This window comes from Enterobacter sp. SECR19-1250 (assembly GCF_013391025.1).
Taxonomy (GTDB): domain Bacteria; phylum Pseudomonadota; class Gammaproteobacteria; order Enterobacterales; family Enterobacteriaceae; genus Enterobacter; species Enterobacter cloacae.
Genome location: NZ_JACASJ010000049.1, coordinates 13750 through 35030, shown reverse-complemented (window position 1 = coordinate 35030; position 21281 = coordinate 13750). Strand labels below are relative to the sequence as shown.

18 protein-coding genes and 5 tRNA genes are annotated in these 21281 nt (G+C 54.9%); 8 read left to right on the top strand and 15 right to left on the bottom strand.

Annotated elements, in window-relative coordinates:
• From HX884_RS14190 to HX884_RS14170, 5 genes are all read right to left on the bottom strand, one after another.
• The coding region (locus tag HX884_RS14190; protein WP_227514874.1) for a GTP-binding protein at positions 1–166 on the bottom strand (166 nt) is incomplete at its 3' end.
• A 118-nt stretch (positions 167–284) separates the two neighbouring features.
• Positions 285–360, bottom strand: a tRNA-Thr gene (locus HX884_RS14185).
• Between the two features lie 6 nt (positions 361–366).
• A tRNA-Gly gene (locus HX884_RS14180) sits at positions 367–441 on the bottom strand.
• A 117-nt stretch (positions 442–558) separates the two neighbouring features.
• Positions 559–643: transfer RNA gene (locus HX884_RS14175), tRNA-Tyr, on the bottom strand.
• A gap of 8 nt (positions 644–651) precedes the next feature.
• Positions 652–727, bottom strand: a tRNA-Thr gene (locus HX884_RS14170).
• A 317-nt stretch (positions 728–1044) separates the two neighbouring features.
• On the opposite strand from HX884_RS14170, the gene coaA reads away from it, so the two are divergent.
• Positions 1045–1995, top strand: coding sequence for a type I pantothenate kinase (gene coaA, locus HX884_RS14165; RefSeq protein WP_013094996.1), 951 nt, complete (start codon positions 1045–1047; stop codon positions 1993–1995).
• 43 nt (positions 1996–2038) lie between these two features.
• On the opposite strand, the gene dppF is transcribed toward coaA, so the two are convergent.
• The 9 genes from dppF to HX884_RS14120 all read right to left on the bottom strand — a co-directional run bounded on the left by dppF (position 2039) and on the right by HX884_RS14120 (position 12619).
• Positions 2039–3052, bottom strand: a complete 1014-nt coding sequence (gene dppF / locus HX884_RS14160; protein WP_014830234.1) for a dipeptide ABC transporter ATP-binding subunit DppF — start codon at positions 3050–3052, stop codon at positions 2039–2041.
• On the bottom strand, positions 3049–4032 hold the full coding sequence (gene dppD / locus HX884_RS14155; RefSeq protein WP_013094994.1) for a dipeptide ABC transporter ATP-binding protein: 984 nt from the start codon (positions 4030–4032) through the stop codon (positions 3049–3051). Before dppD ends, dppF begins: the two co-directional genes overlap by 4 nt.
• Positions 4033–4042: 10 nt before the next feature.
• On the bottom strand, positions 4043–4945 hold the full coding sequence (dppC, locus tag HX884_RS14150; protein ID WP_062935090.1) for a dipeptide ABC transporter permease DppC: 903 nt from the start codon (positions 4943–4945) through the stop codon (positions 4043–4045).
• A gap of 9 nt (positions 4946–4954) precedes the next feature.
• Positions 4955–5974 (bottom strand): dipeptide ABC transporter permease DppB, encoded by a 1020-nt coding sequence (gene dppB, locus HX884_RS14145; RefSeq protein WP_014830232.1) that lies wholly within the window; start codon positions 5972–5974, stop codon positions 4955–4957.
• A 160-nt stretch (positions 5975–6134) separates the two neighbouring features.
• On the bottom strand, positions 6135–7742 hold the full coding sequence (gene dppA / locus HX884_RS14140; RefSeq protein WP_023620080.1) for a dipeptide ABC transporter periplasmic-binding protein DppA: 1608 nt from the start codon (positions 7740–7742) through the stop codon (positions 6135–6137).
• 620 nt (positions 7743–8362) lie between these two features.
• Positions 8363–8439: transfer RNA gene (locus HX884_RS14135), tRNA-Pro, on the bottom strand.
• Positions 8440–8530: 91 nt separating this feature from the next.
• Positions 8531–10222 (bottom strand): kdo(2)-lipid A phosphoethanolamine 7''-transferase, encoded by a 1692-nt coding sequence (eptB, locus tag HX884_RS14130; RefSeq protein ID WP_178328375.1) that lies wholly within the window; start codon positions 10220–10222, stop codon positions 8531–8533.
• Between the two features lie 257 nt (positions 10223–10479).
• On the bottom strand, positions 10480–11682 hold the full coding sequence (locus tag HX884_RS14125) for an MFS transporter (RefSeq protein WP_029882721.1): 1203 nt from the start codon (positions 11680–11682) through the stop codon (positions 10480–10482).
• 238 nt (positions 11683–11920) lie between these two features.
• Positions 11921–12619 carry an autotransporter domain-containing protein gene (locus tag HX884_RS14120; RefSeq protein WP_023620076.1) on the bottom strand — a complete coding sequence of 233 codons (699 nt, stop codon included), beginning with the start codon at positions 12617–12619 and terminating at the stop codon, positions 11921–11923.
• 159 nt (positions 12620–12778) lie between these two features.
• Between HX884_RS14120 and tag the strand changes: the two genes are divergently transcribed.
• Positions 12779–13360: a DNA-3-methyladenine glycosylase I gene (gene tag, locus HX884_RS14115; protein WP_020686549.1), complete on the top strand. Its 582-nt coding sequence runs from the start codon at positions 12779–12781 to the stop codon at positions 13358–13360.
• Positions 13338–13784, top strand: a complete 447-nt coding sequence (locus HX884_RS14110; protein ID WP_013094983.1) for an N-acetyltransferase — start codon at positions 13338–13340, stop codon at positions 13782–13784. The genes tag and HX884_RS14110 overlap by 23 nt, the downstream gene beginning before the upstream one ends.
• Here HX884_RS14110 and HX884_RS14105 read toward each other — a convergent pair.
• Positions 13747–16068 carry a molybdopterin guanine dinucleotide-containing S/N-oxide reductase gene (locus HX884_RS14105; RefSeq protein WP_178328374.1) on the bottom strand — a complete coding sequence of 774 codons (2322 nt, stop codon included), beginning with the start codon at positions 16066–16068 and terminating at the stop codon, positions 13747–13749. The two genes, HX884_RS14110 and HX884_RS14105, sit on opposite strands and share 38 nt — an antisense overlap.
• 164 nt (positions 16069–16232) lie before the next feature.
• On the opposite strand from HX884_RS14105, the gene HX884_RS14100 reads away from it, so the two are divergent.
• The 5 genes from HX884_RS14100 to HX884_RS14080 all read left to right on the top strand — a co-directional run bounded on the left by HX884_RS14100 (position 16233) and on the right by HX884_RS14080 (position 21267).
• On the top strand, positions 16233–16895 hold the full coding sequence (locus HX884_RS14100) for an OmpA family lipoprotein (protein ID WP_023620074.1): 663 nt from the start codon (positions 16233–16235) through the stop codon (positions 16893–16895).
• Between the two features lie 163 nt (positions 16896–17058).
• Positions 17059–18075 (top strand): LacI family DNA-binding transcriptional regulator, encoded by a 1017-nt coding sequence (locus tag HX884_RS14095; RefSeq protein ID WP_013094979.1) that lies wholly within the window; start codon positions 17059–17061, stop codon positions 18073–18075.
• Between the two features lie 104 nt (positions 18076–18179).
• A complete protein-coding gene (locus HX884_RS14090) occupies positions 18180–18929 on the top strand; it encodes a sugar phosphate isomerase/epimerase (RefSeq protein ID WP_178328373.1) in 750 nt (249 codons plus the stop codon).
• A 3-nt stretch (positions 18930–18932) separates the two neighbouring features.
• Complete coding sequence (locus HX884_RS14085; protein ID WP_178328372.1) at positions 18933–19871, top strand: sugar kinase; 939 nt, start codon at positions 18933–18935, stop codon at positions 19869–19871.
• A 157-nt stretch (positions 19872–20028) separates the two neighbouring features.
• Positions 20029–21267, top strand: coding sequence for an MFS transporter (locus HX884_RS14080; protein ID WP_178328371.1), 1239 nt, complete (start codon positions 20029–20031; stop codon positions 21265–21267).
• Positions 21268–21281: the final 14 nt, after the last annotated feature.

The following is a 21281-nucleotide window of genomic DNA, read 5'->3' as shown; positions in this document are numbered from 1 at the left end:
CTTCTGGTGCGTTATCGATCTGGTCGAATGCACGAGCAGAACCACCGTAGGTTTTTGCCAGAACGGTAGTGATTGCAGCGGTCAGCGTTGTTTTACCATGGTCAACGTGGCCGATAGTACCGACGTTAACGTGCGGTTTTGTACGTTCAAACTTTTCTTTAGACATCGATTGTCCCTCTAAGACACGGATAAATCGGTGATATCACCACATCAACCAGGCGAAATGCCTGAACTGTTGAATCAAGTAAAATTGAAACAGAGAGAAACGGGAAGGAGAAGTGAAGTGGTGCTGATACCCAGAGTCGAACTGGGGACCTCACCCTTACCAAGGGTGCGCTCTACCAACTGAGCCATATCAGCACGTATTGGAGCGGGCAGCGGGAATCGAACCCGCATCATCAGCTTGGAAGGCTGAGGTAATAGCCATTATACGATGCCCGCATCCTGAAACTCGGCTACCCAGTTCTTTCTGTAACAAAAAAAGAGATTTCTCTCTTTTTAAGTTCGAGCTGATTCAGCTTTTAAACCAGCTCCGGCGGCATTTACGCTGCCAGAAAGTGGTGGTGGGGGAAGGATTCGAACCTTCGAAGTCTGTGACGGCAGATTTACAGTCTGCTCCCTTTGGCCGCTCGGGAACCCCACCGGACTTGATGGTGCCGACTACCGGAATCGAACTGGTGACCTACTGATTACAAGTCAGTTGCTCTACCTACTGAGCTAAGTCGGCATCAAGTAGCGCGCATTCTATGGATACCTGCGCGGTCATGCAACTAAAAATTTGCATAAAACGTTCTTTCGCTCACATTTTATGCTAACCACGCATCAAGCGCTGTAAAAGTAGCCATTCACGGTCAAATATTCAACATATATGAGCGAATTGCATCGCATACACCGTAGCGTGACAGCTTCCGCGTAACGCAGCGCTTTCCATCTTTTTTCTTATTATTCCTGTCATCTGGTGTTAACCTCCTGCCCATTGTCCAAAATTAACTGTGTGATGAGCCATGATCCGGCAGTGTGATGCTGGCTCACTGAAGCATGCTTATGAGCAAAAAAGAGCAAACGTTAATGACGCCTTATCTTCACTTTAACCGCAGCCAGTGGGCTGCCCTGCGTGATTCCGTCCCTATGACGCTGACGGAAGGTGAAATCGCACGGTTAAAAGGGATAAACGAAGATCTGTCCCTGGAAGAGGTGGCAGAAATTTATCTCCCCCTCTCACGCTTGCTTAACTTCTATATCAGTTCCAACCTGCGCCGTCAGGCGGTGCTGGAGCAGTTCCTTGGAACCAATGGTCAGCGCATTCCTTATATCATCAGTATTGCTGGCAGCGTGGCGGTAGGTAAAAGCACCACCGCGCGTGTCTTGCAGGCTCTCCTGAGCCGCTGGCCAGAACACCGCAGCGTGGAGCTGATCACCACCGACGGCTTTCTGCACCCCAATGAGGTGTTAAAAGAACGCGGGCTGATGAAGAAGAAGGGCTTCCCGCTCTCTTATGACATGCACCGTCTGGTGAAATTTGTCTCTGACCTGAAATCCGGCGTGCCTAACGTCACGGCGCCGGTCTATTCGCACCTGATTTACGATCGCATTCCGGGCGGAGACAAAACGGTGGTGCAGCCAGACATTCTGATTCTGGAAGGGTTAAATGTGCTGCAAAGCGGGATGGATTATCCTCACGATCCGCATCACGTGTTTGTCTCTGACTTCGTCGATTTCTCTATTTATGTCGATGCACCGGAAGATTTGCTGCAAAGCTGGTATATCAACCGCTTCCTGAAGTTCCGCGAAGGGGCGTTCACCGACCCGGACTCCTATTTCCATCACTACGCCCAGCTTTCTGAAGAAGAGGCGGTGAAGGTGGCGACAGGTCTGTGGAACGAGATCAACTACGTAAACCTGAAAGAGAACATTCTCCCTACCCGCGAGCGGGCGAGCCTGATCCTCACCAAGAGCGAGAAACACGCTGTCGACCAGATTCGTTTGCGGAAATAGGTTAGCAGACATAAAAAAACCGGCTTAACGCCGGTTTTTTTGTTTACGCCTGCGGCTTTTCGCCGTTTTCATCCTGATCGACCGCAAAGCAGGCCACCAGCTGACCGCGATAATCTTTCAGCTGCGGCTGTAGTTGGGTGCAAGGGCCAAAGCGGCGACTGCAACGGGCGTTGAATGCACATCCCGGAGGTGGATTCAACGGACTTGGCAGTTCACCGGTCAGCTTAATACGCTCACGACGATCGTCCGGGTTCAGGCGCGGTGTCGCAGAGAGCAGCGCCTGGGTGTATGGGTGGCGAGGGTTATTAAAGATCTGATCTTTCGTCCCCTTCTCCACGCAGCGCCCCAGATACATCACCATCACTTCATCAGCGATATGCTCTACCACCGACAGGTCATGGGAGATAAATACGTAAGACAGCCCCAGCTCCTGCTGCAGATCCATCATCAGATTCAGCACCTGTGCGCGCACGGAAACGTCGAGCGCTGAGACAGGTTCATCGGCAATCACGACATCCGGGTCGAGCATCAGGCCACGGGCGATGGCGATACGCTGGCGCTGGCCGCCAGAGAACATATGCGGGTAGCGATCGTAATGCTCGGTTTTCAGGCCGACTTTCGCCATCATCGCCAGCGCTTTTTCACGACGCTGCTCTTTGCTGAGATTACTGTTAATCAGCAGCGGCTCTTCCAGAATCTGCCCCACTTTCTTGCGCGGGTTCAATGAACCGTACGGGTTCTGGAACACAATCTGGATTTTCTGGCGACGCAGCTTCTGCGCCTGCGGATCGTGCTTGAGCAGATCCTGCCCCTGATAATAGAGCTCGCCGCCGGTAGGCGTTTCAATCATCGTCAGCAGACGGCCTAAGGTTGATTTGCCGCAGCCCGACTCCCCGACCACCGCCAGCGTTTTACCGCGTTCGAGGGTAAAGGAGACGCCGTCCAGCGCTTTCACCAGGCGCTCAGGGGCAAAAATCCCCTTCTTCACCGGGTAGTGTTTTTTCAGGTCGATAGCCTGCAACAGCGGTTGTTGCGTGGTGGCCTGTTGCGTACTCATAGTGTTGGCCTCCCGGCATCATCGAGTGGGTAGTGGCATTTCGACTGACGACCGTCAGCCAGCTGGTTCAGCTCAGGCTCTTCTGCACGGCATTTATCCGTCGCATACGGGCAACGCGGATTCAGCAGGCAGCCCTGCGGACGGTCATATTTACCCGGTACCACACCCGGCAGCGACGCCAGACGCGCTTTATCCTGGGCAAACTCCGGCAGCGCACGTAAAAGCGCCTGGGTATACGGATGACGCGGTGCGCGGAAGATATCGTGCGAACTTCCGGTCTCCACCACCTGTCCTGCATACATCACGATGATTTTGTGTGCTGCTTCAGCCACCAGCGCCAGGTCGTGCGTAATCAGCACCAGCGCCATGTTCTCTTTCTGCTGCAGTTCCAGCAGCAGCTCGATGATTTGCGCCTGGATGGTCACGTCCAGCGCTGTGGTCGGCTCATCGGCAATCAGCAGTTTTGGCCGACAGGCAATTGCCATTGCGATCATCACACGCTGACTCATCCCGCCAGAAAGCTGATGCGGGTAGACATCAAGGCGCGATGCCGGGTCAGGGATCCCCACCTGGTTCAGCAGGTCGATCGCCCGCTGACGACGGGTTTTCTTGTTACCGCCCTGATGGACCTTGATCGCCTCCATAATCTGGAAGCCCACGGTGTAGCAGGGGTTCAGGCTGGTCATCGGGTCCTGGAAGATCATCGCCACTTCCGCGCCCACCAGCTGGCGGCGCTGTTTCTCGGAAATGCGCTTCAGATCCTGACCATTGAACTGCAGGTTTTCCGCCATCACCCGGCCCGGATAATCGATCAGCCCCATAATCGCCAGTGAGCTTACGGACTTACCGGAACCGGATTCCCCAACAATGCCAACCACTTCGCCCTGATTTACGCTGTAGCTGATGCGGTCCACGGCGCGAAACGGGGTGCCTTCATCGCCGAAGTGCACCGATAATTTATCTACATTTAATAACGCCATCTCGTGCCTCTTACTGCTTCAGTTTGGGATCAAGTGCATCGCGCAGACCATCACCCATCAGGTTAAATGCCAGCACCGTCAGCAGAATTGCCAGACCCGGGAAGGTGACAACCCACCAGGCGCTTTGTGCGAACTGCAACACGTCGGAGAGCATCGTGCCCCACTCCGGTGTTGGCGGCTGCGCACCCATGCCCAGGAAGCCAAGAGCGGCCATATCAAGAATGGCGTTAGAGAAGCCGAGCGACGCCTGAACAATCAGCGGCGCAAGGCAGTTCGGGAAGATATTGACGAACATCTGGCGCATCGCACCGGCACCGGCCACGCGGGACGCGGTGACGTAGTCGCGGTTCACTTCCACCAGCACTGCCGCACGGGTTAAACGCACGTAGTGAGGGAGTGCCACGAAGGTCAGCGCAAGCGCGGCATTACCGATCGACGGGCCAAATATCGCCACCAGCACCAGGGCCAGCAGCAGGCTTGGCAGCGCCAGCATGATGTCGACGATACGCATGATGATGTTATCAACAATGCCGCCAAAATAACCCGCAACCAGGCCGAGGATGATCCCCATGATCAGGGACAGCACCACCACCAGGCAGCCCACCAGCAGCGACAGACGCGCGCCGTACATCAGACGCGACAACACGTCGCGACCTACATCATCGGTACCCAACAGGTGAGCCAGGCTCCCGCCGTCCTGCCATGCAGGGGGGGCCAGCAGCGCGTCACGGAACTGATCGGCCGGGTTATACGGTGCAAGCACGTTTGCAAACACGGCAATCAGGATCATGACAGAGACATAGATCAGCCCCACTACCGCGCCTTTATTGCGCTTGAAGTAGTGCCAGAATTCCTGCAGCGGCGTCATTGGAACCGGTGCAGCAACCACTTTATTTTCAGAAACGTGTGACATGATGGCCCCTTACTTCTTATGACGAATACGCGGGTTCACCACGCCGTACAGCAAATCGACCAGCAGGTTGACGAGAATAATCATCGTCGCGACCAGCAATACACCGCCCTGCACGACCGGATAGTCACGGCGTTGCAGCGCGTCAATCAGCCAGCGGCCAAGGCCCGGCCAGGAGAAGATGGTTTCGGTCAGGATCGCCCCTGCCAGCAGCGTACCCACCTGCAGACCGATAACGGTCACCACCGGCAGCATGGCGTTACGCAGCGCATGAACGATGATGACTCGCATACGCGTCAGGCCTTTAGCACGCGCGGTACGAATATAATCCTCGCCCAGCACTTCCAGCATTGACGAACGGGTCATACGCACGATTACCGCCAGAGGGATCGTGCCGAGCACCATTGCCGGCAGGATCATATGCGCGACCGCATCAATAAAGTTGCCCTCTTCGCCCCATATCGCCGTATCAATCAGCATAAAGCCGGTCAACGGGTTGGAATCATCGAGGAAGACCATATCGCTGACGCGTCCGGAGACCGGCGTCAGGTTAAGCTGCACCGAGACCAGCATAATCAGCATCATGCCCCACCAGAAGATCGGCATGGAGTAGCCGGTCAGCGCCAGGCCCACAGCGGTATGGTCAAAAATAGAGCCACGTTTAACGGCAGCCAGCACCCCGACAGGGATACCCACCGCAGTGGCAAAAATCATGGCGCAGATGCCAAGCTCCAGTGTCGCTTTAAAACGCGGCACGAACTCGTCCCACACCGGAAGACGGCTTTTCAGTGAAATCCCTAAGTCACCATGCATGACGCCCCAGATATAGTGGAGGTACTGCTGCCACATCGGCTTATCGAGGCCGAGTTCAGCCAGCAGCTGCGCATGACGTTCAGGGGAAATACCACGCTCGCCCGCCATAATCATTACCGGGTCGCCGGGGATCATATGGACAAAGGCAAAAGTGAGAAGGGTGATACCGATAAACGTGGGGATGACAAGTCCCAGACGTCGGAGGATGAACTGCAACATAACCCGGATTCTCTCTGAAGACGCACGACCAGTGGCGTGGCGTCTGTATTGCTCACAAATGTAAATTCCCTCTCCCGCAGGAGAGGGTTAGGGTGAGGGCTAGCATGCAAGCCCCTCACCCCTATCGTCTCCCACAGGGAGAGGGAGAACGCCCTACTGATTATTCAACAGATACGTTTTCGAAGTGGTGTTTGCCCAGCGGATCAACCACGTAGCCTTTCACTTCTTTGCGCACTGGCTCGTACACAGTGGAGTGAGCAACAATCAGAGCCGGAGCCTGATCGTGCATAACAACCTGTGCCTGCTTGTAGAGTTCAATACGTTTGTTGTGATCGTCGGTGGCACGTGCCGGCTGGATCAGGTCTTCAAACGGCTTATAACACCAGCGAGAGTAGTTAGAGCCGTCTTTTGCCGCCGCGCAGCTGAAGAGGGTGGCGAAGAAGTTGTCCGGATCCCCGTTGTCACCGGTCCAGCCCATCATCACTGCCTGATGCTCACCCGCTTTGGCGCGCTTCAGATACTCGCCCCACTCGTAGGTGACAATCTTGGCCTGAACGCCGATTTTCGCCCAGTCAGCCTGAACCATTTCAGCCATACGGCGTGCGTTCGGGTTGTACGGACGCTGTACCGGCATCGCCCACAGTTCAACGGTAAAGCCTTTATCCTGCCCTGCTTCCTTCAGCAGCGCTTTCGCTTTCTCTGGATCGTAGGTGTAGTCTTTAACGTCATCGTTATAGCCCCACATGGTTGGCGGGATCAGGTTTTTAGCCGCAACGCCGGCGCCCTGGTAAACGGCCTTGATGATCGCTTCTTTGTTCACCGCATAGGTCAGCGCCTGACGCACTTTCACGTCATCAAACGGTTTCTTCTCGGTGTTGAAGGAGAGATAGCCCACGTTCAGACCAGCCTGCTCCATCAGGTTGATATTCTTGTCCTGCTTCATGCGGGCGATATCAGCCGGGTTCGGGTATGGCATAACCTGGCATTCGTTTTTCTGCAGTTTTGCGTAACGCACAGACGCGTCAGGCGTGATGGAGAAGACCAGACGGTCGATCTGTGGTTTGGTACCCCAGTAGCCCGGGAACGCTTTGTACAGAATACGGGAGTCTTTCTGGTACTGCAGCAGCTGGAACGGACCGGTACCGATTGGGTTCAGGTCCACTTTTTCCGGCGTGCCGGCTTTCAGCATGTTGTCCGCGTACTCTTTAGAGAGGATAGAGGCGAAGTCCATGGCCAGGTCCGCCAGGAATGGCGCTTCCGGGCGAGTCAGCACGAACTGAACGGTTTTATCGTCCACTTTTTTCACTTCAGCGATCAGGTCTGGCAGACCCATCCCTTCGAAGTACTCATAGCTGCCGCCGGACACTTTGTGGTACGGGTTCTGAGCGTTTTTCTGACGATCGAAGGAGAACACAACGTCATCGGCGTTGAAGTCGCGCGTTGGTTTGAATTCTTTGCTGTCCTGCCACTTCACGCCCTGGCGCAGGTGGAAGGTATAGGTTTTACCGTCTTCGCTGACGTCCCACTTCTCCGCCAGGCCAGGAATCACTTCCGTGGTGCCGGTTTTGAATTCAACCAGACGGTTATAGATCGGCACAGAGCTTGCGTCGTAAGTCGTACCAGAGGTAAAGAGCTGTGGGTTAAAGCCTTCCGGCGAGCCTTCAGAACAGTAAACCAGGGTTTTTGCCTGTACGCTTGCTGCCACGGTCATAGCCACCAGGCTCAGACCAAGCTTCAGCATCCCTGACTTCTTCAAGGAAATACTCATTATTCTGCTCCAATGTGATGTTTTGCTTTGTTGTGTTACGCCGCCTGACCTTTATTTATTTTTTACCCGGTCCGGTCGGTGATGCCCGAAGGCGTTAAAGGGATGGAGAATCCTTTCAGAAGAGCGTTGGAGTTGCAGCGCAGATCGTCCCTGAAATGCCCCTCGTGCCCTACAATCTGTCAACAGAATGTGAAAACGTCAATACAGGTGACGGGGATTTACGCTGAGTGTGAGAAACCGCAAACAAAGATTAAAAAAACTATGTACGCCAGTTTTCAGCAGGGAAATTTATGCTACTCGCCATGTTGCAGCACAAATATCTTCATATTTCGCAACAATCAGTGATTAACTTTTATTCAGAATGGGTAAATTTTCTTGCAGAACGGTGATTATCTGAGCACTAAATACCGCGAACGTTAAAACGCACAGCGAAAAATGCTGAGGTTATCCATAAGCAACGCGAAAAAAGATCAATCTATATATAAAAAAATACAATGGATTATGTCACAAAATCACGAACAGGCAGGAAGAAGCAGGACTAAGAGGTGTTTTGGCTAATCTGGACGAATAAAGCGTTAATGCAAAAAGGGCTAACCTTGCGGTTAGCCCTTTTTTGAATGTGGTCGGCGAGAGAGGATTCGAACCTCCGACCCACTGGTCCCAAACCAGTTGCGCTACCAAGCTGCGCTACTCGCCGAATGCGGAGCGCATCTTACTGCTGAGGTGCGCCCCCGTCAATCCCTTAATTTAAAAAAGCCATTCAACTGGCGATAAACTCGCCAGGCAAGCTACTGCGCGGCTTTCTGGCTGCTTTCAGGCAGTTTGCACCAGTTGTTATTTTCGTTAATCCCCCCGTCCGGAGAGGTATAACCCAGGCACCCCATGATGGTGTCGTACAACTCAACGTGACGGCGCGGTACCTTAATTTCTGCCTGCTGTTTCAGATGAGCAAACATTTTGGCTTTCTCTGGATCTTCCAGATATTTATCAGACATCCACACCATCATCGGCACGCGGAACTGTTCTGGTGGTGCCATCTTGCGTGGCGTACCGTGCAGATGCTCATAATCATTGATGGATTCACCATGGTCAGCCGCATAGAACACGATCGCTTTCTTATCCCGTACCTGGTCAATCACCGAATCGATAAAATGATCCACATTCAACACTGAGTTGTCGTAAGAGTTAATTAACTGCTCTTTGGTACAGTCTTTGTCAACGCCAACACATTCCGGCGTCCATTTCGCAAAGCTGCGAGGATAACGCTGGGTATAGTTATAGTGAGACCCTTTGGTATGCAGGATGATCATATGCTTGCCATCCGGGTTGCCATTAAGAGAGTTTTTCATCTCATCGATCAGCAGCATATCATCGACAGCCTTGCCACGATTTCGCGGCTCCGCACCAATTTGCTCACGGTAAGCGATGTTCTTCGCCATGGTGTTGCTGTAGAACCACATCTCGCTTTGCATAGCGTAGAGGTCAGCGCTAAACCCGAGTTGATGAAGCACAGAAAACACATTCTGTTCTTTCAAGGTACGCTGCGGATTATCGCTCGCCCCCCCTTCACGAACAAACATGCAGCGTAAGGAGAGCTTGGTGGCGGTATCACAGGAGTAGCCGCGATAGGCAATCAGGTTTTTCTCCTGAGCCAATTCAGGCGTGGTATCACGGTCATAACCTAGAATACCCATATGATCCCAGCGCGTCGTTTCGCCAATGATAAAGACGACATAGGTATCGTCGATATCTTTCGGCGCTACATAAGTAAACTTCTTCGCCGGGTTCATAAGCGATTTGTTATCAGAAGATTCGTCCACCTGCGCCCATGCATATAACCCCAGAGCAGAGATCCAGTTAGAAGGCAGGTAAGAGTTTGCGACTACACCACCGTAGCTTGGCATATCCACGCCAGAGGTGCGTTCATCACTTCTCTGCTTGACTTCAAGCAAGCGAATCGGCCCCCAGACCATGAGACCTGCCAGCAGTACCAGTGCAACACTTCTGAGGCGTTTACCTGGCGTGCGGATCTGGTGCACAAGCGTATACCGGCAGCGGTTACTCCAGATGAGCAACAGCGGCAAAGCACTTACCGCTACCAGCCAGAGGATAAAATGCAACCCAACGACTTCTTTAGAAAGGTCTATATCTGTCGTCATGACGGAAGCAATAATGCCATATCCTATAACGACGTTCATAAACGTCATGTAATAGCTGGCACCGGCTGAGCAAAGCACGATGAACGTTGCCAGCACACGCCACACGCGGCGACCAAACAGTGTCAGAATACGTAATAAAAAGAAGGTAACCAGTACTGCAGCGACCAATTCGACAACCGCTGCAATTCCTTTCCAGACGGTGAAATCTTGCGCGTAACCGTCAAACCGACGGAAAAAAACTGCGCCATTCATAAAAAGGCCGATGTACAACGCCAGCAAAAAGCAGAGCTTTTGTTGCGCCATCGATTTAATGTATTTCATGCAAGCTACCCGGAAAAAGGGACAGTACCGCCGTCCACTTCACTAAAAAATGGACAGCTTAGATATTCGCTCAGGGAATCGTTATAAGAAACGTCTACAAGCGTGGTAAGTAGACCACAGGGAAGCAGAAAAGTGGCAACAGAGAGTGTGATCGGTACAATTTTTTACAAAAAAGAAAGTCCTTAAACAGACGATATCACTTAAGTTCCGGTTTTCAGACAAGAAAAAGGCCGGAAACCCGGCCGTTTGTCTTATCTTCAGGCATGTGCTTCATTAAACACTTCGCGCTGCGGCTGCCGAATCGTCGTCGACAGGGCCAGTGAAATAATCAACAGGGCGAATATTACGCAGAAAGTGACATAGAATCCGCCGAACAGCGAGGCAATTAACGAGCCGCAAATGCTGCCGATGCCAAAGCCTAAGTAAATCACGCCGTAATTTTTCGCCAGGTTGTTCAGACCAAAGAACTCGCTCACCAGTGACGGGAACACCGTGATGGTGCCGCCGAAGTTAAAGGCCACGCAGGCAATCGCAGCAAAGAAAGTCGCTTCATTCAGGGGCGCAAACAGCAGAGCCGCCATACCCACCAGTGAAACCACCTGTCCAAGGGTAATCACGCGGATACGGGCAATCTTGTCGGACAGGATACCCAGCACCAGACGACCAGACAGGTTAGCGATAGAGATCACGGTCACCGCGTTTGCCGCCGTCATGGCATCCAGTTTAACCATGCCCTGCGCGATATCTTTCGCCACACCAATCACATACAGGCCACTCATGCAGGCTGTCAGGAACATCACCGCCAGCATCCAGTACTGGGGTTTACGCATGGATTGAGCCAGGGTGAAGTCATTCTCCACCACGCCGTTAACGGTTTTCACTTCCTGCTGCGGTGCGTCTTTCATCAGCGTCGCGCCAAACAGGATCATCACCAGGACGATAGCCCCCCAGATCATGAAGGTTTTTTCGAGGCCAACCGACGCCAGCAGATGAGAGTCGATAAATTTAAATCCGAGGCTGCCCAGGCCATAAGAACCGATGGCAAACGCGGAGATTAACCCTTTACGCTCCGGGAACCATTTGACGCAGTTTGACAGAGTAAGCAGATAACCGGCACCGTCCGCCAGACCAACCAGTACCCCGGCGCTCAGCCAGAGCATCATCAGGTTGTTTGAATACGCCGTCAGGAAAAAGCCCAATCCCAGCAGGATCCCCGAGGCCATCGTGACGCGTTTCACGCCGAACCGCTCCTGCAACTTGCCCGCAACCGAAGAGGACAGCGCCAGCCCAAGGCTTAGCAAACCGAAAGAGAACGCCACCTGACTGATCGGCGCACCAAGCTTGTCGGAAAGGGCACTGTTAAACAGGCTCCAGGTATAGACCGAGCCCAACGCAAACTGGGTGACGATGGTGCCAAAGAGTGTCAGCCAGCGTGTACGATTGTAGGAAGATGTATTCATGGCAGTTGTCCTGCAAGAGAAAGTAAGGGAATTTGCTGAGGACAACGATAAACAAAACCCTGATCCCGCTGGGGGAAAACGGCATGAGATGCAGGAGAAACGGAATGAAATGCCTGGAATCGGGAATGAACGACCTTGCCGGGGAATGAAGCGACAGAATGTTAGTGCTCGCTATCGCTACAACCCCCACGGTTATTGTATTCAAGATGTTAACGTGACGTTTAAAATAGTAACAACGTTAGAAATTTGCACTTACGCCCAGCGTGTACAAAAACTGCTCTCCCGTCGTGCTGTCCTCCCCTTGCGCTAAGGAAGCATACGCCGCCATGTGCGAGGTGAAAGGAATATCGGTGCCTACGGTGACATCCATCCAGTTGCCATTTTGAGCCGGGGCAGGCGTTTGCGGCATCCCGAACTGGGATTTCCACTGATTTTCACCATACTGCTGGTTATAGCTAATCTGCGCCCAGGGACGAAGTTCGCCATATTGCGTATCCACGCGCCAGCCTAGCGTACTCACGCTGGCATGCCACAGGGGATCGGTCAGCGCCTGGGTTGTCACGCTATCACCAAACTCATTAATCATCATGGGCGTGGTGCCGTCATAACGCCATGCCACCACCGGGCCGGTCGTGACATGACCCGCCAGCGGAAAATTCCAGCCGACGCTCATCGCCCCCGCGGAGGTCGAGCCAGAGGGCAGATTCAGAGCCAGCCCCGGCGCATTTTGCGAAGACTGGATGCGCTCCGCCAGGATATCGTCATAACGCGGTTGGTGATCCGCATCCCATGTATAGCGTTCCGCCGTATTACTTTGCGGGTCTGAAACGATATATTCCTGTTGCCAGGCAAATGCTGAGTGACCAGAAAGCAGACAGGCTGAAATCCCCACCAGGCCAGAAACAGCATGGCGACCACTGATTTTTTTTATCATCAAAGCGACTCCAGAGAGAGCCGAATTCGGCGATTTTTATCATTGTTCAGGAAGAGGTTTTTAGGGCTTATGGCCCTGTATTAACTATTGTCTTTACAGGTCACACGTCAAGCCTGACGGAATGAAATTTTTGCGATAACCGTGTCATAAGGGAGATAACCGATGCAACGTTGCGGTTGGGTAAGCCAGGATCAGCTCTATATCGACTATCACGATCGGGAATGGGGCGTGCCGGAAACGGACGGCAAAAAACTTTTCGAGATGATCTGCCTGGAGGGTCAGCAGGCGGGTTTGTCATGGATTACGGTATTGAAGAAACGCGAAAACTACCGCAATGCCTTTCATCAGTTCGATCCCGTCCGGGTCGCCGCGATGACCGACGACGACGTGGAGCGACTGGTGCAGGATGCAGGCATCATCCGCCATCGCGGTAAGATCCAGGCCATTATCGGTAACGCACGCGCTTACCTGGCAATGGAACAAAACGGTGAATCGTTCTCAGAGTTTGTCTGGACATTTGTGAATAACGATCCGCAAATCACGCAGGCCGCCACGCTCGCGGAAATTCCCGCCTCGACTCCGGCCTCGGACGCACTCTCGAAAGCGCTGAAAAAACGCGGCTTTAAGTTTGTCGGCTCCACCATCTGCTACGCCTTTATGCAGGCCTGTGGCCTGGTCAATGACCATGTTACCGGCTGCTTCTGTCATCCGGGAGGCCATCATGATCCGCAAATGGCAAAGTGAGAATACCGCGTCGCTTTTGAGCCTATGGCTTGAAAGTACCACGGAAGCGCATCCGTTTATTGAGGCGAGCTACTGGAAAGAGAACGAAGCCATGGTGCGGGACGTTTATCTGCCGTCGGCCGAAACCTGGGTCTGGGAACAGGATGGCGAACCTTACGGGTTTATCAGCGTGATGCAGTCTCAGTTTGTCGGCGCACTATTTGTCGCACCGGCGTACATCGGCAAAGGCATCGGACGCGCGCTGCTGAACCACGTTCAACAGCGCTTCCCGCACTTAAGCCTGGAGGTGTATCAAAAAAATGTCCGGGCGGTGAATTTCTACCATGCTCAGGGCTTTCGCATCGAAGACAGTGCCTGGCAGGATGACACCCAACACCCGACGTGGATCATGAGCTGGCAGGCGGATCAAACGCCGTCAGAGTAAGCTCGGGGCCCTGATATTTCTCGACCCATGCCAGCGCCGTGTTGCCTGCGCAGCCATTCCCCAGCTTCGAGCTGAGGAGATCTTTGGTCAGCACGTTAACGGCACCGTTTTTACAAATACCGCTCTCGTCCAGGTCCGGCCACGCGCCCTGGTGGATGCAGATCACGCCTGGTTTGATTCCGTCGCTCACCACCGCTCCGGCCAACACCTGCCCACGATGGTTCCAGACGCGCACCAGATCGCCATCCGCAATCCCGCGCGCTTTGGCATCTTCAGCATGAAGCGTGATCGGCTCCCGCCCGGCGACCGCATACTGCTCGCGCAGCGACGAATAGTTAAGCTGGCTGTGCAGGCGATGCGCGGGGTGCGCGGATAACACCTGGAGCTGCTCCGGCTGGGCATTGCCGTGCCACTCATCCGGTTCAAGCCATGTGGGATGCGCAGGACAATCCGCGTACCCAAAGCGGGCAATGCGCTCACTGTAAATCACAATCTTTCCGCTCTCGGTTTTCAGCGGATGGTTCTCCGGGTCGCGACGGAAATCGGCGAAACGGACAAACTGCGCATTCTGCTCGCTCTCTGGCATTTCGAAAATCGCGTTCGCTTCCCAGAATTCCGCAAACGGCGGCAGCGTCACCCCCTGGGCCGCACCGCGCTGAGCGGCAATCTGATAGAACGTTTCCAGCCACTCAAGATCGGTTTTCCCTTCGGTGAAACGCTCACTACCGCCCGCTTCCCACCGTTCGCTCAGTTCCGCAAATACGTCAAAATCATCACGCGCTTCATCCCGCGGTGCGACCACACGCTTCATCGGCACCATATGCTGATTGCTGTAGTCACCGGTCATGGTGAGATCGTTACGCTCGTACGAAGTCGTGGCCGGCAGCACGATATCGGCATGTTTGGCGGAGGCGGTCCAGAAGCATTCTGAAATCACCACCAGCTCCGGCTTCTGCCAGGCGCGGATCAAACGATTGGTATCCTGATGGTGCGTGAAATTCGCCCCACCCGCCCACCAGACAAACTTAATATCCGGGAAATGGCGGTCCAGACCGTTATGCTGATAAAACCCGCCCGGGTTTTCCAGGGCTTCAACAATACGCGCCACCGGAATTTTATCCACGGCATCAACGCCGCCCTTCACCGATCCCTGCATGGAGGCCAGCACGGCGGCTTTACGGGTGGGGTTGCCGCCATTGGCGAAATGATAAGAGAGCCCAAACCCGCCGCCCGGCGTACCAATTTGCCCGAGCATCGCGGCAAGCGTCACCAGCATCCAGTGTTTTTGCTCGCCAAACTGCTGGCGCTGCATGCCCCAACCGGACATCAACATCGTGGTGTTTTCATGGAACAACGCGGCCAGTTCACGGAGCTTGTCAGCCGGAATGCCACAAATATCGGCTGCCCACGCTGCCGTTTTGGCAACACCATCCGTTTTACCCGTCAGATAATCGGCGAATTTGTCGAAGCCCGATGTGCAACGCGCGAGGAAGTCGGCGTCGTGCCAGCCCTTCTCTACCAGCGTGTGGGCGATACCCAGCATCATCGCCACGTCAGTACCCATATGCGGGGCGAGCCATTCGGCACTGTCACCAAAGAAATCCATGGTTTCAGAGCGCATGGGGTCAATACAGATGATGCGCTTACCGCTCTTGCGCAGCGCATCAAAATAGCCAATACCCTGCTCGTCGGAAGCATTCCAGGCAATTTTCAGCGTGTTGAGAGGGTTGGCACTCCACAGCACCACCACCTCGGTATGCTCCAGTACCAGCGGCCAGCTGGTCTGCTGCTGATAAACCTCATTACCGCCGACGACGTACGGCATGATCGCCTGCGCCGCGCCGGTGGAGTAATCCCCCAGATGGCCCGTGTAGCCGCCGGCCAGGCTCATGTAGCGCTGCAGCAATGTCGATGCTTTATGCAGTACGCCGTTAGAACGCCAGCCGTAAGAGCCGGCAAAAATGGATGCAGGCCCATAGCTGTCGCGGATGCGCTTGTGCTGGGCGTGGATCAGCGCCAGCGCGTCATCCCAGCTCACACGCACAAACTCATCCTGACCACGAATGCCCTGCGGCTTGTCCGGCGAAGCCAGAAATCCTTTACGCACCATCGGCCAGCGCACACGGGTTTTGCTGTGCACCTGATCGCGAACGACGGTCTGTAAAGAGTTAGGGTGTTGTGTTGGCAATGCCCCACGGGAAGACAGGACATTTTCGCCGTCGGTTTCGACCAGCATCGGCCCCCAGTGGGCGGCGGTCAGAATGGTTTTTGTTGAGGTGCTCAAAGCGTGCGCTCCTGGTTGCGTGCAGGTTTACGGTCTTGTTATTGAGGCCGTTTATGGTTTGTCACAAATTTCAGAGTTATCCCCGGAATTTTCTCCGTATCCGGACGTCATAATCAACTGCCACGTCCGTCGTGGCAAAGAATAAAAAGGATTAAGGAAAGAAGATGAAAAAACGCGTACTCGTTATTGCCGCTCTGGTGAGCGGTGCACTGGCGGTTTCTGGCTGCACAACAAACCCATACACCGGTGAACGCGAAGCGGGTAAATCCGGCATCGGCGCGGGTATCGGTTCACTGGTCGGGGCGGGTGTAGGTGCGCTCTCCTCCTCCAAAAAAGACCGCGGTAAAGGCGCGCTGATTGGCGCAGCGGCAGGCGCAGCACTCGGCGGCGGCGTGGGTTATTACATGGATGTGCAGGAAGCGAAGCTGCGCGACAAAATGAAAGGCACAGGCGTGAGCGTCACGCGCAGCGGTGACAACATCATCCTGAATATGCCTAACAATGTGACCTTCGACAGCAGCAGCGCAACGCTGAAACCTGCCGGTGCGAATACCCTGACCGGCGTGGCAATGGTGCTAAAAGAGTACAACAAGACCGCCGTGAATGTGATTGGCTACACCGACAGCACCGGCAGCCAGGAGCTGAACATGCGTCTGTCTCAGCAGCGTGCGGATTCCGTGGCCAGCTCGCTGATCACCCAGGGCGTTGAAGCGAACCGTATCCGCACCAGCGGTATGGGCCCGGCAAACCCTATCGCCAGCAACAGCACGGCGGAAGGCAAAGCGCAGAACCGCCGCGTTGAGATTACGTTGAGTCCTGTGCAGTAGGTGGAAGCAAAACGGCAACATTCGTTGCCGTTTTTAGTGTTTGCGCCCTCTCCCGTGGGAGAGGGTTAGGGTGAGGGCATCAAGCAGCACCTTCCATAATGAACCACTTGCCATCGTTGATTTTCCCGCTAAGGTATTCTCACTAAAGTCAGGGAATTCAGTGATGAGCAAACCAACGCGGGCCACCATCAGCGACGTGGCGAAAGCCGCCAGAACCGGTAAAACGAGTATTTCACGCTATCTCAACGGCGAGAAACACCTGCTTTCCGATGCGCTGCTGGCACGTATTGAGCAGGCCATTGCCGATCTCGACTACCGCCCCAGCATCATGGCGCGCGGACTTAAACGTGGCCGTACCCGTCTTATCGGGCTTATCATCGCCGATATTACCAACCCCTACTCGGTAAACGTGCTGAGCGGTATCGAAGCCGCCTGTCGCGAGAAAGGTTTTACCCCGCTGGTCTGTAACACCAACAACGAGGTGGACCAGGAGCTGCATTATCTCGATCTGCTGCGCAGCTACCAGGTGGAAGGTATCGTGGTCAATGCCGTGGGTATGCGCGAGGAAGGATTAAACCGGCTGCAACAGTCTTCCCTGCCGATGGTGCTCATCGATCGTAAAATCCCGGAGTTCGCCTGCGACGTCGTCGGGCTGGATAATACCCAGGCGGCCACGACTGCAACCGAGCATCTGATCGAACAGGGCTTCGAAGCAATTCTGTTCCTGAGCGAGCCGCTGGGCATGGTGAATACCCGTCGCGAGCGCCTGAATGCATTTCGTGCCACCCTGGAGCGTTATCCCGGAGTGATCGCCGAAAACGCCGAAACTCCGCTTCATGAAGCCGACCAGCTCGACAATACCCTGCGTCAGTTCCACACGCGCCATCGCGGGATGCGCAAAGCTGTGATTTCGGCCAATGGGGCGCTGACGCTTCAGGTCGCCCGCTCGCTCAAACGCATTGGCCTGCACTGGGGCAGCGATATCGGCTTGCTGGGCTTCGATGAACTGGAGTGGGCAGAACTGGCCGGGGTAGGCATCACCACGCTCAAACAGCCGACCTGGCAAATCGGCTATGCCGCTGTTGAACAAGTGGTTCGTCGCATTGAAGGGATCAGCGATGCTGTACGCGAGCAGGTCTTTTCTGGCGAGCTGATTGTCCGCGGCTCCACCGCCCGTTAATTTCCCCTTGTGATGACGATCATAAATTCAACATCCTGAACTTTTCTTTGGAACCGGTTCCATCTAGCGTAATAGTATCGATGTACGTTTGATGGAGTTCCTGAATGGGCAGAAAAATAATGGTGGTCACCGCCGCGTATGGTGCGGATCAGGTGCGACAGGCTGGCGGCCAACGGGCGATGCTGCCCGTGATTGCCGGTGCGGGTGCCGACGGCGTTGAGATCCGCCGGGAGCTGTTCAACAGCGAAGAGCTACAGGCGCTGCCTGCGCTGGGTGAATCCATTGAGCTGCTGGGCCTGCTGGCGTGTTATTCCGCAGCCGCCCCCCTGTTTATGCCCGACGGTGCCCTCAACCCCGACCTTCCCCGCTACCTTTCCGAAGCCAGCACGCTCAACGTGCTGTGGCTGAAGGTATCCCTGGGACATTTCAGCGGCACCCGGCCGCTTACCGCCCTGCGCGCTTTGCTCAATGAGAGCGGCATGGCACTGGTGGTGGAAAACGACCAGACCGACTGCGGCCAGCTTGCGCCGATGCAGCGCTTCCAGGCCGCCTGCCGGGAAATGGCGCTCCCCGTCACGCTGACCTTCGACATGGGTAACTGGCTGTGGGTCGGCGACTCGCCGGAAGAAGCGGCAACCCGTCTGGCTCCGGCGGTCAGCTATATCCACGTGAAAGCCGCCGTACCGCATAAAGCACAGTTCCGCGCCGTCGCGCCGGATCGCGCCGATGCGCGCTGGCTGGCCCTGCTCAGTCAGTTGCCTGCCGATGCCCCACGCGAGATCGAGTTCCCGCTGGAAGGGGCGGACTTAACCGCTGTCACCCGGCATTACGTTAACCTGCTGCGCGAGGAGTAAACCATGCACAAGACACTGGATGTGATCACTATCGGTGAAGCCATGGCGATGTTTGTCGCTACCGAAACCGGTGAGCTGAGCACGGTTGAGCACTTTATCAAACGCGTGGCAGGCGCAGAGCTGAATGTGGCAACGGGGCTGGCACGCCTCGGCCTGAAAACAGGCTGGGTCAGCCGCGTGGGTGACGACAGCTTTGGTCACTTCGTTCTTGATTCGCTGAAAAAAGAGGGGATTGATGCCGCAGGCGTAACGCTCGATGGACGCTTCCCGACCGGCTTTCAGCTTAAATCTAAAGTCGAAAATGGAACCGATCCCATCGTGGAATACTTCCGCAAAGGGTCGGCGGCAAGCCATCTCTCGGTGGAAGATTATCACGCCGACTACTTTGCGAGTGCACGCCATCTGCACCTGAGCGGTGTGGCAGCCGCGTTGTCAGCCAGCTCGTATGAGCTGCTCGATCATGCCGCGACCACCATGAAGGCTCAGGGGAAAACGATCTCTTTCGATCCTAACCTGCGCCCGGTGTTGTGGAAAAGCGAGGCGGAGATGGTCGAGAAGCTGAACCGTCTGGCATTCCAGGCGGACTGGGTTCTGCCGGGGATGAAAGAAGGCGTGATCCTCACCGGTGAAAACACGCCGGAAGGGATTGCCGATTTTTACCTGAATAAAGGGGTAAAAGCGGTGGTACTGAAAACAGGTGCCGATGGCGCATGGTTTAAAACCGCGGATGGTGAACAGGGCGCGGTCGCGGCCGTGAAGGTTGAGAACGTAGTCGATACCGTCGGCGCGGGCGATGGCTTCGCTGTCGGGGTCATTAGCGCCCTGCTGGAAGGCAAACCGCTGCCGCAGGCCATCGCCCGGGGCAACTGGATCGGCTCGCTGGCCATTCAGGTGCAGGGCGACAGTGAAGGATTGCCGACGCGCGCGCAGCTTAAGGAATAAATCCCCTCTCCCGTGGGAGAGGGCCAGGGTGAGGGCAACGACCCGCACATATAATTAAACCACCGTGTACCCTACAGACAACGGCGGTAACAACCTCAACAACAAAGGCAAGCCTATGAACAGTTCGACCAATGCAGTAAAACGCTAGTGGTACATCATGCCAATCGTGTTTATCACGTACAGCCTGGCGTACCTTGATCGTGCCAACTTCAGTTTCGCATCCGCTGCGGGGATCACCGAAGACCTTGGGATCACCAAAGGTATTTCATCTCTGCTGGGCGCCCTTTTCTTCCTGGGCTACTTCTTCTTCCAGATCCCCGGCGCGATCTACGCCGAACGCCGCAGCGTGCGTAAGCTGATCTTCGTCTGTCTGATCCTGTGGGGCGCCTGCGCGTCGCTTACCGGCGTGGTCAATAATATCCCTGCCCTGGCCGCTATTCGCTTTATCCTTGGGGTAGTTGAGGCGGCGGTGATGCCCGCAATGCTGATCTACATCAGCAACTGGTTTACCAAATCTGAACGTTCCCGTGCGAACACCTTCCTGATCCTCGGTAACCCGGTCACCGTACTGTGGATGTCAGTGGTGTCCGGCTACCTGATCCAGTCTTTCGGCTGGCGTGAGATGTTTATCATCGAAGGGGTGCCGGCAATCATCTGGGCCTTCTGCTGGTGGGTGCTGGTAAAAGATAAGCCTGCTCAGGCGAAATGGCTCTCCGAAGATGAAAAAGCCGCACTGCAGGCGCAGCTGGATAAAGAGCAGCAAGGGCTGAAGGCGGTGCGTAACTATGGCGAAGCCTTCCGCTCCCGCAACGTGATCCTGCTGTGCGCGCAGTATTTTACCTGGAGTATAGGCGTGTACGGTTTCGTACTGTGGTTGCCGTCAATTATCCGCAGCGGCGGGGAAAATCTCGGTATGGTGGAAGTCGGCTGGCTCTCCTCCGTGCCCTATCTGGCGGCAACTATCGCGATGATCATCGTCTCCTGGGCATCGGACAAACTGCAAAATCGTAAGCTGTTTGTCTGGCCACTGCTGCTGATCGCTGCCTTTGCTTTCATCGGCTCCTGGGCCGTGGGCGCAAACCACTTCTGGGTCTCCTATACGCTGCTGGTGATTGCCGGTGCGGCGATGTACGCCCCGTATGGTCCCTTCTTCGCCATCATCCCAGAGATGCTGCCGCGTAATGTGGCAGGCGGCGCGATGGCACTGATTAACAGTATGGGTGCGCTCGGTTCGTTCTGCGGCTCCTGGTTCGTTGGTTACCTGAACGGTGCAACCGGCAGCCCGTCAGCCTCATACATCTTTATGGGAGTGGCGCTTTTCGCCTCAGTATGGCTTACTCTGATTGTTAAGCCTGCTAATAATCAACAACTCCCCGTCGGCGCACGCCACGCCTGAATCATTAAAAATCA